At 39.1% G+C, this 15,898-nt stretch carries 16 protein-coding genes; 12 read left to right on the top strand and 4 right to left on the bottom strand.

The window, feature by feature from the left end; genetic code table 11:
* Positions 1-38: 38 nt before the first annotated feature.
* From J8L85_RS09610 to J8L85_RS09595, 4 genes are all read left to right on the top strand, one after another.
* Entirely contained in the window at positions 39-701 is a 663-nt protein-coding gene (locus J8L85_RS09610; protein WP_211016796.1) for a peroxiredoxin, read from the top strand.
* A gap of 96 nt (positions 702-797) precedes the next feature.
* Positions 798-1,148 (top strand): rhodanese-like domain-containing protein, encoded by a 351-nt coding sequence (locus J8L85_RS09605; RefSeq protein ID WP_211016794.1) that lies wholly within the window; start codon positions 798-800, stop codon positions 1,146-1,148.
* 69 nt (positions 1,149-1,217) lie between these two features.
* Positions 1,218-1,487, top strand: coding sequence for a heavy-metal-associated domain-containing protein (locus J8L85_RS09600; protein WP_211016793.1), 270 nt, complete (start codon positions 1,218-1,220; stop codon positions 1,485-1,487).
* Positions 1,487-2,110 carry a DUF3365 domain-containing protein gene (locus tag J8L85_RS09595; RefSeq protein WP_211016791.1) on the top strand — a complete coding sequence of 208 codons (624 nt, stop codon included), beginning with the start codon at positions 1,487-1,489 and terminating at the stop codon, positions 2,108-2,110. The genes J8L85_RS09600 and J8L85_RS09595 overlap by 1 nt, the downstream gene beginning before the upstream one ends.
* A 106-nt stretch (positions 2,111-2,216) precedes the next feature.
* Here J8L85_RS09595 and J8L85_RS09590 read toward each other — a convergent pair whose 3' ends face one another.
* Positions 2,217-3,098: a sterol desaturase family protein gene (locus tag J8L85_RS09590; protein ID WP_211016789.1), complete on the bottom strand. Its 882-nt coding sequence runs from the start codon at positions 3,096-3,098 to the stop codon at positions 2,217-2,219.
* Positions 3,099-3,344: 246 nt separating this feature from the next.
* Between J8L85_RS09590 and J8L85_RS09585 the strand changes: the two genes are divergently transcribed.
* Both J8L85_RS09585 and J8L85_RS09580 read left to right on the top strand, forming a co-directional pair.
* Positions 3,345-3,551: a DUF2892 domain-containing protein gene (locus J8L85_RS09585; protein WP_211016787.1), complete on the top strand. Its 207-nt coding sequence runs from the start codon at positions 3,345-3,347 to the stop codon at positions 3,549-3,551.
* 146 nt (positions 3,552-3,697) lie between these two features.
* Positions 3,698-5,005 carry an FAD/NAD(P)-binding oxidoreductase gene (locus tag J8L85_RS09580; protein ID WP_211016785.1) on the top strand — a complete coding sequence of 436 codons (1,308 nt, stop codon included), beginning with the start codon at positions 3,698-3,700 and terminating at the stop codon, positions 5,003-5,005.
* A 25-nt stretch (positions 5,006-5,030) separates the two neighbouring features.
* On the opposite strand, the gene J8L85_RS09575 is transcribed toward J8L85_RS09580, so the two are convergent.
* Together J8L85_RS09575 and J8L85_RS09570 are read right to left on the bottom strand one after the other, a co-directional pair.
* A complete protein-coding gene (locus J8L85_RS09575) occupies positions 5,031-6,374 on the bottom strand; it encodes an OprD family outer membrane porin (RefSeq protein WP_211016782.1) in 1,344 nt (447 codons plus the stop codon).
* A 2-nt stretch (positions 6,375-6,376) separates the two neighbouring features.
* Positions 6,377-7,411 carry a c-type cytochrome gene (locus tag J8L85_RS09570; RefSeq protein WP_211016780.1) on the bottom strand — a complete coding sequence of 345 codons (1,035 nt, stop codon included), beginning with the start codon at positions 7,409-7,411 and terminating at the stop codon, positions 6,377-6,379.
* 189 nt (positions 7,412-7,600) lie between these two features.
* Here J8L85_RS09570 and J8L85_RS09565 point away from each other — a divergent pair, with 189 nt between their 5' ends.
* From J8L85_RS09565 to J8L85_RS09550, 4 genes are all read left to right on the top strand, one after another.
* A complete protein-coding gene (locus J8L85_RS09565) occupies positions 7,601-8,128 on the top strand; it encodes a DsrE family protein (RefSeq protein ID WP_211016778.1) in 528 nt (175 codons plus the stop codon).
* A gap of 83 nt (positions 8,129-8,211) precedes the next feature.
* The gene (locus J8L85_RS09560; protein WP_211016777.1) at positions 8,212-8,769 is read left to right on the top strand and encodes a YeeE/YedE thiosulfate transporter family protein; all 558 of its coding nucleotides are present in this window, start codon (positions 8,212-8,214) and stop codon (positions 8,767-8,769) included.
* A gap of 4 nt (positions 8,770-8,773) precedes the next feature.
* Positions 8,774-9,187, top strand: coding sequence for a DUF6691 family protein (locus J8L85_RS09555; protein ID WP_211016776.1), 414 nt, complete (start codon positions 8,774-8,776; stop codon positions 9,185-9,187).
* A 129-nt stretch (positions 9,188-9,316) separates the two neighbouring features.
* Positions 9,317-10,234 (top strand): DUF5050 domain-containing protein, encoded by a 918-nt coding sequence (locus J8L85_RS09550; RefSeq protein ID WP_211016775.1) that lies wholly within the window; start codon positions 9,317-9,319, stop codon positions 10,232-10,234.
* Here J8L85_RS09550 and J8L85_RS09545 read toward each other — a convergent pair.
* Positions 10,231-11,385 carry a response regulator gene (locus tag J8L85_RS09545; RefSeq protein ID WP_211016774.1) on the bottom strand — a complete coding sequence of 385 codons (1,155 nt, stop codon included), beginning with the start codon at positions 11,383-11,385 and terminating at the stop codon, positions 10,231-10,233. The genes J8L85_RS09550 and J8L85_RS09545 overlap by 4 nt on opposite strands.
* Before the next feature lie 201 nt (positions 11,386-11,586).
* On the opposite strand from J8L85_RS09545, the gene J8L85_RS09540 reads away from it, so the two are divergent.
* On the top strand, positions 11,587-14,673 hold the full coding sequence (locus J8L85_RS09540; protein ID WP_211016773.1) for a hypothetical protein: 3,087 nt from the start codon (positions 11,587-11,589) through the stop codon (positions 14,671-14,673).
* Entirely contained in the window at positions 14,624-15,898 is a 1,275-nt protein-coding gene (locus J8L85_RS09535) for a hypothetical protein (RefSeq protein WP_211016772.1), read from the top strand. The genes J8L85_RS09540 and J8L85_RS09535 overlap by 50 nt, the downstream gene beginning before the upstream one ends.

The raw sequence follows: 15,898 nt of genomic DNA, 5'->3' as shown, positions 1-15,898 counted from the left end.
TAAAGACCGGTACCTTTATAGTATAAAAAATAAACAATATGGAAACACTAGATAACAATGAAGTAGCGGTAATGCCAAGAATTGGAGACAAGGCTCCCGATTTTGTGGCCAATACCACCAAGGGAAAAATAAAATTATCAGATTACGCGAAAGATAAATGGATTGTTATGTTTTCGCATCCTGCAGATTTTACGCCCGTTTGTACAACCGAGATGAGTGGTTTTGCCACCAGAAAACCAGAGTTCGACGCTTTGAACACAGAGCTTTTAGGACTTAGTATAGACAGTGTACATGCGCATTTAGGATGGGTACAAAACGTTCGGGAAAATACCGGGGTATATTTTGATTTTCCTATCATAGCCGATTTGGACATGAAAGTATCTAAATTGTACGGTATGCTGCAACCAAACGAGAGTGAAACCTCTGCAGTAAGGGCTGTCTTCTTTATAGATCCCGAGAAAAAAATAAGACTCATTATGTACTACCCACTTAACGTAGGTCGTAATATGGATGAAATTCTAAGGGCGCTAGAGGCACTTCAAACGTCTGATAAATATAAAGTTGCAATGCCGTTAGATTGGAAAAAAGGTGATAAGGTAATTGTTTCGCCACCTAAAACCCTAGATGAATTAAACGCAAGATTGGCCGATGATAGTGTAGAAAAAGTAGACTGGTATCTGGCAAAGAAAAGCCTAAATTAGAATTGTTTTTATTTGGTTGGTTATGGGAGAAAACGGTCTTTTAAAACTGGGCCGTTTTCTTTTTTAGTTAATCTTTTCATTTAATATTATAAACATATGTCATTTTTTTCATCCCTCTTTAAATCAAAATCTTCAGAATACATTAATATTTTGAACGCAGAAGAATTTCAAAATGAAATTAAAAATAAGAAAGTACGGTTGGTAGATGTTAGAACATCTGGAGAATATAATTCTGGCCACATAAAAAATGCGGTCAACGTAGATTTCTTTAACAGGGCGGCATTTCAAAAATTCTTTAGTAAATTAAAAAACAAAGAAGAGCCTATTTATCTTTATTGCCGATCAGGAAACCGTAGTAGAAAAGCTGCGTACATGCTAGAAGAAATGGGGTTTACCTCTATAACAGATTTAAAAGGAGGCTATATGGCTTGGCAAAGAAACCAATAGCCCTCTTATTTCCCCTGGCTCTCAAATTAAACATACAATGCTTATTTACAGTATTTTAAAACAACTATTATGAAAACATCTATTATTGTTCAAAATCTAAAATGTGGCGGATGCGCTAGTACTATCATTACCAAATTGGCAACTTTACCCAATATTTCGGATGTAACCGTTGATGTTAACTCTTCTGTGGTTTCGTTCGACTGTAACGAACCAGAAGATGCCCTATTGGTAAAAGAAAGATTAAAAGATATTGGATACCCATCGGTAGATGCCGAAAACACGGTTTTTACCAAGGCCAAATCTTTTGTAAGTTGTGCAACCGGAAAAATTTCGAAATAATGAAAAATATTCTAAAAATAGCCGTAATCGTTTTGATACTTGCCAGTTGTAAAAACGTTGAAAAAAAACAGCTCGATGAGTCGCCCGTAGAAGACCAACAAACACTGCACGATAGCAATGTGGATAACGGCGATAGTGTAAACTACCAAGAAATAGGTATGAAATATGCCACTAGCACACAGAAACAATTGGGAAAAAACCTAATTGCGGCCATTCAAGAGAAAGGTACCTTGGGAGCCGTAAAGTTCTGTAATATACAAGCCTATCCCATTACCGATAGTATGGCCACAGTTCATCATGCCGTTATAAAAAGAGTTTCGGATAAGCCCAGAAACCCCAACAATAAGGCCAATGCAAAAGAACTGGAACATATAGCGTATTTTAAAAGTAGTATTGCCGAAGGTAAAGAATACAGCCCTATTGTGGAAGAAGAAGGCGATGTTGTCAAATTTTACGCTCCGCTGATCACCAATGCCATGTGCCTGCAATGCCACGGAAAACCAAATAACGACATACAACCGGAGGTCATGACTTCATTACAACAATTGTATCCGAACGATTTGGCCACTGGGTATTCTGCGAACGAAGTGCGCGGAATTTGGTCCATTACTTTTGAAAAGTAAAACCCATATAAAGACAAACACAAAAGGGTAGGATATTTTTAGAAATGACCCCTACCCTATTCGTTCTCAACTTTCAAAGAAATGACCGGAACCTATTTAGTCTCGGTCATTTTTTTTTGTTCTTTCTAAACCCGTAAACCAGTTGTCCGAAAAAATCTTTGGGCAATTCCTCATCTCCCGGATAGCCTAGTTTTATTTTACCACTATCTTCCGGTACATAGTTCGTTTTAAATATATAATCCCATATACTAAGGCTTATACCAAAATTGACACCATAGGTATTACCTTCCGGTAAAGCATAGGCATGGTGGTATAAATGCATTACAGGATTGTTTAGTATATACTTTAATGGGCCCCATGTTATCTTGATATTGGAATGATTGAAATGACCTATGGCAATTGCCAGAAAATGAACAATGTACGCTTGTTCAGGTTCAAACCCGCCTAAAATCATCACTCCAAAAGTTTTCAAGGGTTTGTATAGAATATTTTCCATCCAGTGATACCTTAAATGGGCCGCAAAACCCATTTCTTTTACACTATGGTGTACTTGATGAAACCTCCAAAGAACCGGATACCTGTGCAGTAATACATGCGTAAACCATTGCACAAAGTCCAATACTATAAAAAACACCAAAAGCTGAAGCCCCATTGGCCAAGCGGAAATATCCACTATAGACAAGCTTTTGGCGGTGATACCCATATCGTTAAAAAGAACTTGCAATACCTTATAAAACCCACTAATGACAATCGCGAACAAGAAAAAATTAAAAAACATGTAAAAGGCATCCAACCAGAAATCCTTTCTAAATATCCCCTGTTCTTTACGCCATGGAAATAAAATTTCTAAAAACCATACAAATAGCGAGATTGCGATCAGTCCCCAAAAGTAATTCGTGTACCATGGCACATCGAACAAAATAGACTTCCAGGTCCACTGAACCGTTCCTAAAAAAGCATTTACAAATGCATCTATGTATTCTTTCATTCAAATTAAATTAAAAATCAAAGTTACCCCTTCCCCTTAAATTTTTTAGTAACAATTGTTACAATCCAAAGCTCTCAAAACAATAAATCAGTTTCCTAACATTTATCATATTTTACTATAAACCAGTCAACTACCTTCGGCAAATCTTTTCTGTAATAGAACAACGTCTTTTTATACTTGTTCTGATTATGCAGGGGCGATAACTATAATGAACATAATCATTGAATCTATAAATAACCATTTATTATGAAAAAAAATATGAGCGGTACCGACCGCATAGTTAGGATCAGTCTTGCCTTGGTCGTAATAATTCTATATTACTTAAAAATAATCGACGGTACATTGGGCAATATACTCATAGCATTATCCGCTATATTGTTATTTACCACTTTAATTAAATTTTGTCCTCTCTATTCCGTATTGGGCATAAAATCCGATAAAAACAAAGAATAACATTCACTTTAATATAAAACGAACAGCGGTCCGTTTACCATGATGTAAGCAGGCGGTTGTAGTAAATAATAAGCTTATGTAACAAAAGTTACAGTATTAATAATTTATTACATCTAAATTTAGAAGATTGATAAAAAATTAATACAATGAGCGCACATCATCAAATTTTAATTATTGGCGGTGGTACGGCCGGCATCATGGTCGCATCACAATTAATAAGACAAAAAAAGGCAAGCGATGTTGCCATAATCGAACCAGCGGATACCCATTATTACCAACCTGCCTGGACTTTAGTAGGTGCGGGCACCTACGATTTTGACAAAACCGCTAGGCCCATGTCCTCTGTGATACCCAAAGGTGCTACATGGATCAAGGATAGAGCCACAGGTATGGACCCCGAGAACAACTTGGTACATACCGCTAATAAAGGCGACATCACCTATGACTATTTGGTCGTAGTACCTGGTTTGGCCTATGATTTTAGTTTGGTACCAGGTTTGGGCGATGCCATAGATAAAGGGGTCGTCTGTAGCAACTACACCAATCCGAAGCATACTTGGAACGTTATAAAAAACTTTAAAGGCGGCACCGCCCTTTTTACACAGCCCACAACGCCCATAAAATGTGGTGGAGCACCCCAAAAAATAATGTATTTGGCAGAAAGCTACTTTAGAAAAAGTGGTGTCCGAAACAAAACGGAAGTCGTGTTCGCCACGAGTGGCACCGTAATTTTCGGTGTTAAGAAAATCGCCAAAACCTTAATGCAGGTGGTTGACCGAAAAGACATTAACCTACGGTTTTACCATAAATTGGTGGCCGTAGATGCCGATAAACAAATTGCATGGTATAAACTTGGAAAAGACGTCACTGCAGGTGGTTGCGTAGTAATGGCCGGAGAAGATGATGAAAACCGGTTAGACGATTCTTTTCAATACAATTATAAAGATGTCAAGGTAACGGTAGATGGAGACCGGTATGGAATACATTACGATATGTTACACACCGCCCCCCCTTCGGTAGCCCCTAAATTTGTCAGAGACTCCGTTTTAGTGAACGATGCAGGATGGTTAGACGTAAACCACCAAACAATGCAACACAATAAATTTTCAAATGTTTTTGGTCTCGGAGATGTAGCGGCCCTCCCCACCGCAAAGACCGGGGCGGCCATTAGAAAACAAGTTCCTATTGTTGTGGACAATATTGACCTGTTGATAAAGCACCATAAAATGGGTAACAAGTCATATAACGGCTATTCTTCTTGTCCGTTGGTAACCGACTATGGTAAAATGGTACTTGCAGAGTTCGATTACAACAATAATTTTACTCCCGACCCTAAATTGAAACGAATGCTCATTTCAGATTCATCAAAAGAACATTGGCGATTATGGATGCTCAAGAAATATGGACTGCCCTATCTTTATTGGAACAAAATGATGAAAGGTAAAGACGTTTAATTTATCAACTTGGTAAAAGGCGCTCTTAAAAATTGTAGTTCAATATAAGATCTATGTGAAACATATCGGTCTTATTAAAGTAAAAATTAGGATTGTCGGGGATATCGCCGTTGGCGAGTTTGGAAGTCAACAACAGCTCTGGTTTTAAATGCTTTACTTTTTTAAGATTAAAGAAAAGGTCCAGGTTAATATGCGTATAATCGGGAACGGCATATTTGTTTAAATCTGCATTGGTCACCTCTGGTTTCCAATGTCTTCCAACACTTAAAATGGATGTAAGGCCCATTTGATCTTTCCACACCGGAAAGTTGGTCTTAAAATTAAGAACCAGCGCGTCATTATTGGCAGAGCCCTCGCTTCTTTCCCTTTTTTGAAAACTAAAAAGGTCTTCCCTTCCCCATTCGCGTGGCGAAATAAACTGCCCATGCGGCATTATTTTATCATAGGAGATAGAGATCATAGATTTTTTCCATTTATAATTTAATCGCACCCCCAATATATCTGAGGAATTTTGGTCAAAATAACGAAACGATTCTATGGTATTACCCCCATTGCCTACCCTGTTCTGGTGTAACCATTCAAGATCAACAACTATTTTCGGAGTTATGGAATAACTAGGTCTAATATATAGACTATTGTATATATTATCAACGTAATAGTTCCAAACATCCATCTGAACCGCTTTCAAAACCTTCATATTGGCATTGAGCAATACTATAAAATCAGAATCAGTATTATTGGCATATTCGTTATTGCTGCCATCTCTATTTCTGCCTACTGGGTACGTTCCGATGCTTTCCCCAATAGTAAAGAACTTACCTGTGGATCGTGGGGCGATCCGGTTTAGTAGACCGGCCTGAAAAAAGAAATCTTTCTTTACTTTATGTTTGTACCATACCCCTTGAACCAAAGTAGGGATCATTCTGCCATCTTCGGGGTTAATCAAAGGGGTATTTATTTTCATACGCCCCACCGTAAATTCATGACGGGGCAACTTGTATTTAACATACAGCTCCCCTAGCAAAAAAACAGCATCGTTAGAAAGATCCAACCTATTGAACAAACCTTCTTCGTACCTACTTATTTTACCTGTAGAGACATCTGCAACGGTTAGGTCTTGAACTCCCAAATTGGTCGAATTATATAAGGCAGCACCAAATTGAAATTTCTCATTTAACTGAAAATGGTATTTAATATTTCCGCCTGTGGCAAACGCACTATAATCCTTCAAACCGCCTTTATTAAAGGTTGTCATATAGTAAGTTCTCCATTGCCCCGACAATTTGCCCTTACTAACGTTCTCTTCCGAAGCTTGGGAAAAAACGATACAGGGCAGTAACCACCATAGAAAAAACAAGTTTCGGATCAAGTCTATTTGGTTTTAATGATATTATATTGCTTTTTATAGAACTCCATAATTGGTTGAAACGGACCATATTTATGTTGGGCTGCAGAAAAATCATCCTCCCACGGACCATACGGTGTAGAAACGGGTTTTAATTTTTTATCGGGATAATCATCTTCGGTATTAGATTTATGTGGCCTGTTAAAGCTGTTGATGTAGCCCGCCACATTATAGGCTTCCTCATCGGTCAATTTTGGATTATCCCAAGTTGCTTGACCAAAAGGCATATTACTTTTTATAAACTGTGCTGCCGTTATCACCCTATACATCCCCGCCCCGTCATTATAACTGTCACTTCCCCATAAAGGCGGGTATTGGTAGCCTTTGGAAGCTTCCACATATCTAATACCTTGGCCATCGGCCCCATGGCATAATGTACATTCTCTTACAAATACCTCTTCGCCCTTTTTAAGGTCTACCGCCTTATTAGGGATATTTAGAGGCCCATATCCTTTAAACTCCTTTTCCCTATCCTTTGGCAAATCTTCGCCCAACCATTTCATATAGGCAACGATCGCCTTTATCTCTTGAGAACCTTCCGAAAGCATCTTTCCGTTCATACTACGTTCCATACAGCCGTTTATACGTTCCTCGATCGTTCCTATTTTATTGGCACGTCCGCCAAATTGTGGAAAACGGTCAATAACCCCCACCCATGAAGCCGACCCTGCCTGTGTACCGTTTTGCAAATGACAATTGGTACACGCCAAATTGTTTCCCGCAAACCTCATCGTAGGATCCTTCGCAGAAGGCCCCATGAAGTTAGAGGTCTCAGAAACCAAAAAATATCCCATCTTAACATCGTCAGGCATATTTTTCAATTCCGCAAGTACGTCTTTGGGTTTCCATTCAATAACTTTTGCTTCCTCGGATATTACAGGAGAAGCTATATTCTTAGAAGGTTTATAGGTAAATAATAGAATAAAGAGAACAACGATCAAAGCCAACATTGATATGAAGAGAACAAATAACCTACGTGCAAGGAGCCTTATCTCATCCATAACCTAATTATTGTCTTCTTTTGAGGGAATTAAATTTAGGTTCAATTTAAAAATTTGACCTAATAATAACGACAATAATGGCCACAGATTTACAATTCTCCCTTACTTTTATGAAAACACGGTATAGAATAGCAATATTCCTTTAACTTTACCTGTATCTGATAAAAAACCAATTAATTAAAACTAGATATGCGCAACGTAATTACAATAGCCTTATTATGCTTGACAAGTGGCATGATGAATGCCCAAGAATGGACCACTCCGATAATCGAAGGATATGGCAGAATAAAACAGTTCAATGATGTTGCCGCCCAACCGGATACCTCTTTAGAGTACAATATAGTTTTTGATGTAAAGGATGATAGAGAACTAGACGGTGTAAATATAGGGCTGTTTAAAATAGCCCGATTAATAAACATGCTTGGCACCGGTGGTGTTTCCCAAGATAAGATTCATATTGTAGCGGCCGTACATGGTGGAGCTACCTTTGCCGCATTGAACGACCAGAAATACAAAGAAAAATATAACAAGGCCAATCCGAATACCGAGTTGTTACAATTGTTGCGCGATTACGGAGTTGAAATATATGTATGTGCCCAAGCAACTGCATCTAGGGGCATTAGTGCCGATGATTTAAACGATAACACAGAATTGGGGCTATCGGCAATGATGGTCTTGGCAAATTACGAACTTAAAGGCTATGCCTTGATGCCCTGATGCACACCTGCCATATGCCTTTCTACCGCCCTTATCGGTTATCTTGCCGTAAGCGCATATCTTTGTAATCAAAAAAGGACTAAATGAACTGGATCTATGAACCATGGCCTTGGTATGTATCGGGCCCCATGATAGCATTGATAATGTTTCTACTTCTTATGGTAGGAAAAAACTTTGGCATGTCTTCCAACCTTAGAACCCTATGTACAATTTGCGGGGCAGGAAACAAGGTGAATTTTTTTAAGTTTGATTGGAAGTCACAAAAATGGAACCTTATTGTTGTGCTGGGTGCCATTATAGGAGGTTTTATCGCATCTACTTTTTTAACCAACGATGCCTCTGTTGCCATAAACCCTAACACTATAGCAGATCTGCAAGAGCTCGGTTTCGAAAGTGCCGGAAAAGCCTATTTACCCACCGAACTTTTTGCCCTGGATGCCATGACGGACATCAAAAGCCTATCTATCTTGATCATTGGAGGTCTTTTGGTAGGTTTTGGAACACGTTATGCCGGTGGCTGCACCTCTGGCCATGCCATATCAGGACTAAGTAATTTACAGTTACCATCATTAATAGCGGTCATCGGTTTTTTTATTGGTGGCCTGGTAATGATATATATTATTTTTCCATTAATTTTTTAAGGCTATGAGAACAATATCTTATCTATTAATAGGCATTGTGTTCGGTATTACCATGTACAAGTCAGAAGCGGCCTCTTGGTTTAGAATTTATGAAATGTTCAAGTTTGAGTCTTTTCATATGTACGGCATTATTGGTTCTGCCTTGGTAATCGGGATCATTATGGTACAATTGATCAAAAGACTTCATATAAAATCGTTCTATGGCGAGACCATCAAATTTTATCCAAAAGAAAAAAGCTTTAGCCGATATATGATCGGAGGAATTATTTTCGGATTGGGATGGGCCTTGGCAGGTGCTTGCCCCGGACCTATGTTTACCTTGGTCGGAGCTGGTTATGTACCTATTCTTGTTTTAATATTGGCCTCTATTGTCGGAACCTTTTTATATGGACTCATAAAAGACAAGTTACCCCATTAAACCATCTTTCGAAACAACTTAGCTCCTAATATATTGCTTGCTTCGGTGTTACAAAAGTGTAGTGGTACAAGTAGTATAAAAAATAATAAGTATCTTAAACTTATTATCTAACCATACTATTAGCTAACGATGAAAAGGTTTTTAATTCTTTTTTTACTGGTTCAACTATCGTTAAGCGCTCAAATACCCGATGGTAAAAAAGTGGTTAGCAGTTTGTACGTTTATTCGTTAGAGGCAGCTACTTCTAAACTGATCTTAAAAGAGAACCGGCATTTTGAAGCACCGAATTGGTCGCCCGATGGTTCTTTTCTATTAATCAACAGTAACGGACAACTAGAAAAAATTGGATTGGACGGTAAAAACCTAGGTGTTTTGAACACGGGCAACGTTCAACGGGCCAACAACGACCATGGGTATTCTTTTGATGGGCGAACATTGTTCTTGTCTAGCGGAAACCCCAACGGTAAAGGTGGTTCCTATATATTCAAGGTGCCTGCAAGCGGAGGAAATCCCATACAAATAACCCCCTTGTCTCCATCTTATTGGCACGGTGTGTCCCCAGACGGTAAATGGATCGTATACTGTGCCGAGAGACATGATAATTATGATGTTTATAAAATGCATGTAGACGGTGGCGATGAAATTCGACTCACTTTTACTGAAGGACTGGATGATGGGCCGGAATATTCACCTGACGGAAAATATATTTACTTTAACTCTTACAGAACGGGAACCATGCAAATATGGCGTATGCACCCCGATGGCTCCAACCCGGAACAGATGACCTTTGACGACCGTTCTAACTGGTTTGCCCATATTTCACCTAACAATAAAGTAGCTACCATTATTACCTATATGAGCGATCAGGGTCAAAGTCATCCATTTGGGAAACAGGTAAAATTGAGGTTATTGGATTTGGAAACAAAAAAGATAATCGATTTAACAGAGGAATTTTATGGTGGGCAAGGCACCATCAACGTTCCCTCATGGAGTCCGGACGGTACACGGTTGGCTTACGTAAAATATGGGCTGGAAGATTCAAATTAGAAACTCCACTTTCTATAATCAACGGCTATTTCGAACAATTGCCCAACAATTTTAACAGAGTCTTTCATCGACAGCTTAGACCCATCTGCATGTATCCATCTTTTAAGGGGTTGCTCACAGATAAGCTTTATAGCTTCATTCTTACCATAGTATCGCTTCATTCTCATAAAAATTTCTACATCAAAAAGCCACTTGGTTATAAATTTTTGTTCGAACATTTTAACGGCAATATCCCTGTCCATAACTTTTGCCCCACATTGTGTATCCTTAAAGGGCATGCCCAAAATAGTCTGTATGATAAGGTTAATGGTGGTACTAATAATTTTTCGGGCCGACTCTTTTGTAATATTAGCGCCCATTCGTGAAATTCTTGAGCCACTAACTATTTTGAAATTAGAATTTTCAATGGTCTTGACCAAATCATCAAAATCTCTAAAATCTGTAGATAGATCGGCATCCAAGAACCCTATATAGTCAAACTGTTCGTCCTTAATCAGATGCTGAACCCCTTGCCTTACCGCTTCCGCCTTTCCGCCATTTTTTTCGCAATTATATATACTGATGTTGCCCGGGTTGGTTTCCTGTAATTTTTGAAGCACTTCCAATGTATTGTCCGTACTGCCGTCGTTCACAAAACAAAGGTGGTATCCAAGGTTTTTATGCGCAAAGTCTTTGAACTCATCACTTAAAAGCCTCTCCTCTTCATTGTAACAGGGTATAACCACCCCTACACAATTCTTTTGTAACATTTGGGCATCTGACTGTTCCTTTAGGTTTTCCATTTTGTTCACAGGCGTACCAATGATTCTTTTAATTCTTGCCGCCATCTCGTCCAAACTAACGGGCTTCTTCATATAATCGTCGATACCCAAGGTAAAACCGTCCATTATTACCTGCTCGGTAGTATTGCCGGACATTATCAAAATAGGTGTTGTCGACTCTTTAAAAAATCGAATATGCTTTACCACCTGCAGTCCCGACATATCCGGCATATTAATATCTACCAACACCAGGTCTGGCTTATAAGCCTCAAAAAGGTCTATTCCAGACTGTCCGTCAGATGCTGTTCTTACCTCGTATCCTAATTCGGTCAAACGCTTTTCAACAGAAAGTAATATTAGTTTTTGATCGTCTATAGCTAAAATTTTCATTGGGCAATTTTTTAAATGGATATAAAAAGTTTTACATATTCTACTGCAAATCTACCGGCATTAGACGTCGATTTTTACCCCGAACGGACGGGATGCATTTTTGTATAGACGAATGGTTTTTTAAGTTCGATGGCTGATTGTGAAGGACATGTACAATAAAGCTATCTTTGTTTTGTTATATTTTCTTACAACTAGCAATCAATGCAAAAGACGAACGTCTTACTTATTTTGGCTCTCTTTATAGGAGTCGCCTTTCATGGATCCAGCATCTTTTTTACGTTAGAGACCACGTACGACGCATTGATCCACCTATTTTTTGCCGACCATTATGCCAATAGTTGGTTCGAACCCTGGGACTATAGGTGGTATACCGGTTTTACCGTACAAGCCTACCCCCCTTTGGTTCACCAAGGTATTGCCGCACTTTCGTATATAGGCGGGCTTAAGTTTGGAATGTTTACCGTTGCCATGATCGGCATTGTTCTTTTTATAACCGGGGCTTACCGCTATGGGTTGCTTATGACCGGTAGCCGTAAAATAGCCGGATACACCTCTATCTTGGCCGTCTTCTCGTCTACCTTCATAGAAACCCTCCATATTTTTGGACAATTACCGAGTATTTTGGCCTTATCCATCTTACTACATTCCTTACCGGAAATATATTCATGGATAAAAACAGGAAAACTTAGGTACCTCGCCACCAGCTTGTCTTTGATCGCCGTAACCGTTACATCGCACCATGTAACACCAATATTCGGAATGGTTTTCTTTATATTCCCATTAATTGGTATGGTGTTGATGGACGCCAGTAGAGATCAGGTACCGAACACCAAATCTATCACCTTTAAAGTATTCATAGTACAGTTCAAAAAATTGTTTTGGCGTATAGTGGGCTTCGGTTTCGGTTCGTTAATGCTCTTTATTTTCTGTATACTGCCGTACTGGATAAACTCAAAGAAAAACCCTATCACCCAAGTTCCCATTCCACATGGGTCAAGGGATAATTTTTTGGAAGTTACCTCATCAGGACTCGTATTCTTTTTAATTCCCTGGGGAATATTACTATTTATTCTTCCTTATATATTTTACAGATATTTTAGCAAGCGTTACCTGTTCTTCGGATTATCTTTTACCGTATTGACGATTTTGGGAACCGGTGGTACCACCCCGATTCCATTAGCCGTTTTGGGCGAAACCGCCTTTAATATTTTAACCCTGGACCGTTTTACACTATGGGCTACCATTATGGCCCTGCCCATATTTGGTGAATTTGTATACAGACTGGTAGAAGGTGATTTAAAAGAACATATTCAGCAGCGTTTCGGGGCTGTATACCATAGAATTATTGGCGGCTTATTGGCTGGTGGAATACTGGCAATGGTCATATTCACCATGAGCCTTAACTATTTTAGGCCATCACAGCCACAAAAAATAAATATGCTGCCCATTGTTAATTTTCTGAGTCAGGATATGCACGATCATTGGCGCTATCTGCCCTTGGGGTTCGGTGACCAAATGGCATGGCTTTCGGCGCAGACGAAAGCTATGACGGTAGATGGCAACTATCACTCCGCAAGAAGATTACCAGAGCTTACCACGCGACCTATAGAACGATTGGAGAATTCAAAGTTTAGGGGTGTTCAAGGTATTGGCTCTCTACAACAATTCTTAACGGTACCGGAAAAATATAATCTTAAATATATATTCTCCAATGACAAATTCTATGACCCACTACTCTACTTCTGTGGTTGGCAACGACTGCAGCAATTGGAAAACGGAATTATGGTCTGGGAAAAACTAAACGTACCCCCGATCCCCGCCATTATAGAAAAAGAAGATGTATCCACTACATTGAAAATAATGTGGAGTATTATACCCATGTTAACCGTTGTTTTGGCTTTTATAATTAACATTCAATTGGTGTGGTACCGAATTCTAAAATCGCGCCCCTTGCCCCAAGGTGTGTTCATGAACTATGAAATAAAGTACACCAAATTCTCTAAAGGCCTAGTGAACATAAATCATATTTGGGCCCTGTTGTTACTTATGGTACTGGGTTTTGGGGTGTATCATTTTTACCTGACCAATGCTACACAGATAGCACCAAAAAATGTAGTCGTTTCGTATTATGACGCCCTCGATTTTAAAGAATTTAAAAGGGCCCATTCTTATCTGGACCCTAATCGCGATGTAGACATTTCTCAGTATATGCTAGAAGTGTCCGTCACCGATGGCATACTTAGTTCATACGCCAAACTAGATTCTATCGGCGTAGAAATACTGGATGAGACCAAAACCAGTGCCAAGGCCAAAGTATTTACCCAATGGGTAACCCCTCTTGAAAAAATTGATAAATTATACGAACATGATTTATTGAAACATAACGGCAAATGGTATATAGCCCCTTCTACTTTTGACAACGACCTGCCTCCAGATCAATTGCTTTCTTCTAATACGACCGCTTTCTTTAATCATGGCAGACGCCGTATTACGACCCAACAGACCAATCATGAAGATGTTTTAAAACAGCCCGTACTAGAGATTTTAACGGCAAAACTGGTAAAACATAACGGTAGCTACAGTATAATTGGAGAATTACAAAATGTAGACAATGTACCTTCAGATGTGGTCATAAAGGCCAGTCTATACAACGACAGTAATGTTGAACTGGCCACTTATAATGGTAAATACCAATTAAAGCACAAACTGATGCCCAAAGAAACGACCACTTTTAGAATAGATTTTGAGGGTATTGCTTGGTCATCTACCAAAGATACCTTGCCCCCTACCTTTGATCCGGACCAATTTACCCCGATGAATTTTAAGGAACAGCCTACGAGGTTCAACATTCAATGTGCAGGAAACGTGGCCAATACCGACCTTTATAAAGAAATTACCTTGCAAGATGTGGAATTAAGTCCCGAACAAATTACGGGGTCTTTGTATAATGCAGGTATACAAGAGGTTACAATACCTCAACTATTGATATCGTACTACGATAACAACAAAAAATTAATGTGGGTAGACCACCACTTTTTAACCGAAGGCGTTCGTATACAACGTAAACAATATTTCGATTTTAAACCTGAAAAATTGAACGACCTACAGGTAATCAACAGCAGTTTAGAAAACTGTTTCGTGAACGGTCTGCCTAACAAATCCATATCTGAACAGGCATTTCCTAATCGCGAATATGAGCATGCCCAAGAACAGTTACAGCCATATTCTGGAATAGGATATGAGTATATTAAAATTGAAACGAACGGTTATATCGGAAATCCAAGATAATTTGAAGAACTATGCTTACATACTTGTTTTGTTCGTCCTTATTGTAGGATGCAAGAAAGAAATGGACAGTTCACAAATTATTACTTCCAACCCCACAGTTCTACCCTTTAAAAAATTAAATGTTGCCGGTGACCCTATTCAATTAAAGTTCAAGGACGCTACCAACGAGCTTGCAGCCTTGATCATAGAAAACAGTTTGGGCACTACCGTACTCAAAGCTACCAAAGAAGAGAATATGTTCATCTTTGATGTACCGAAACATATCACGCAAAAAGCGGGATTGTGTCATTGGACATTGACCGAAAACGCACAAATTAAGGCAAAGGGAAGCTTCAATATACTCCCCAACCCCAATAATGGCACCTATATAGAATCTTATTTGGGCCCAAGAAGCATTACGGCCGTAACCTCTGATTTTTCTATGCACGTTATAGCTCCTACGGATGCTTATGACAATCCTTTGTCCGACGGCACAAAAATTACCAGTACCTATCAATTCAAAGACAACATATCGTCCAATTCCATCACGATGAAAGACCTAATGGGATGGAAAAATATATATGCCCCACAACAAGCTGGTCGTATTTTGGTCACCGCTACCTGTAACGAGAGTAATTCCAAAGAATTGACTAGTATAGTTTACCCTGGCAATGCGGTCGATTTTACTATTACATACGCTCGTAACCATGATTATGCGGACGGGAACCAAACAATAACCTTTTCTTCCGACATCATTAAAGATGTATATGGCAATGTGGTTAGTGACGGTACCTTGGTCAACTTTGTGGCAAACAACCATAAAAATATTCGGTTAACGGCAAACGGCACCACTTTAAACGGTATCGCCAAGGCCCGTTTTATACATCCATATGAGGCTACCGAATGGAAGGTAAAAGCATATGTTACAGGAGCAGCACAGAGCAAACCAATATCCGTTTCTTTTATAGCGGCCATTAAAGACTACCAGATAACCCTTACAAATGACCAGAGAAGTATATCTGTAGAAAACATTCAAAGTTTTATGGACCAGATCGTGCCCGATGGAGTCCCTATTTCTATGAAACTAAATGATCGACAAGGTGAATTTGTTGCCTTGTTGAAAGAAACATCAAGATTGGGCAAAGCAAAGTTTGAGCTGTCTACAGAATTTTATGATGCCGGTGAATACTCTATTGAGACCGTTGTAGCTGGTATCGTCAAAAAACAAGACATTACCCTAAAATGA

The sequence above is a fragment of the Maribacter sp. MMG018 genome (assembly GCF_018100785.1).
Lineage (GTDB): Bacteria > Bacteroidota > Bacteroidia > Flavobacteriales > Flavobacteriaceae > Maribacter.
The sequence above is the reverse complement of the archived record's forward strand: the minus strand, read 5'-3'. Positions and strand labels throughout refer to the sequence as shown.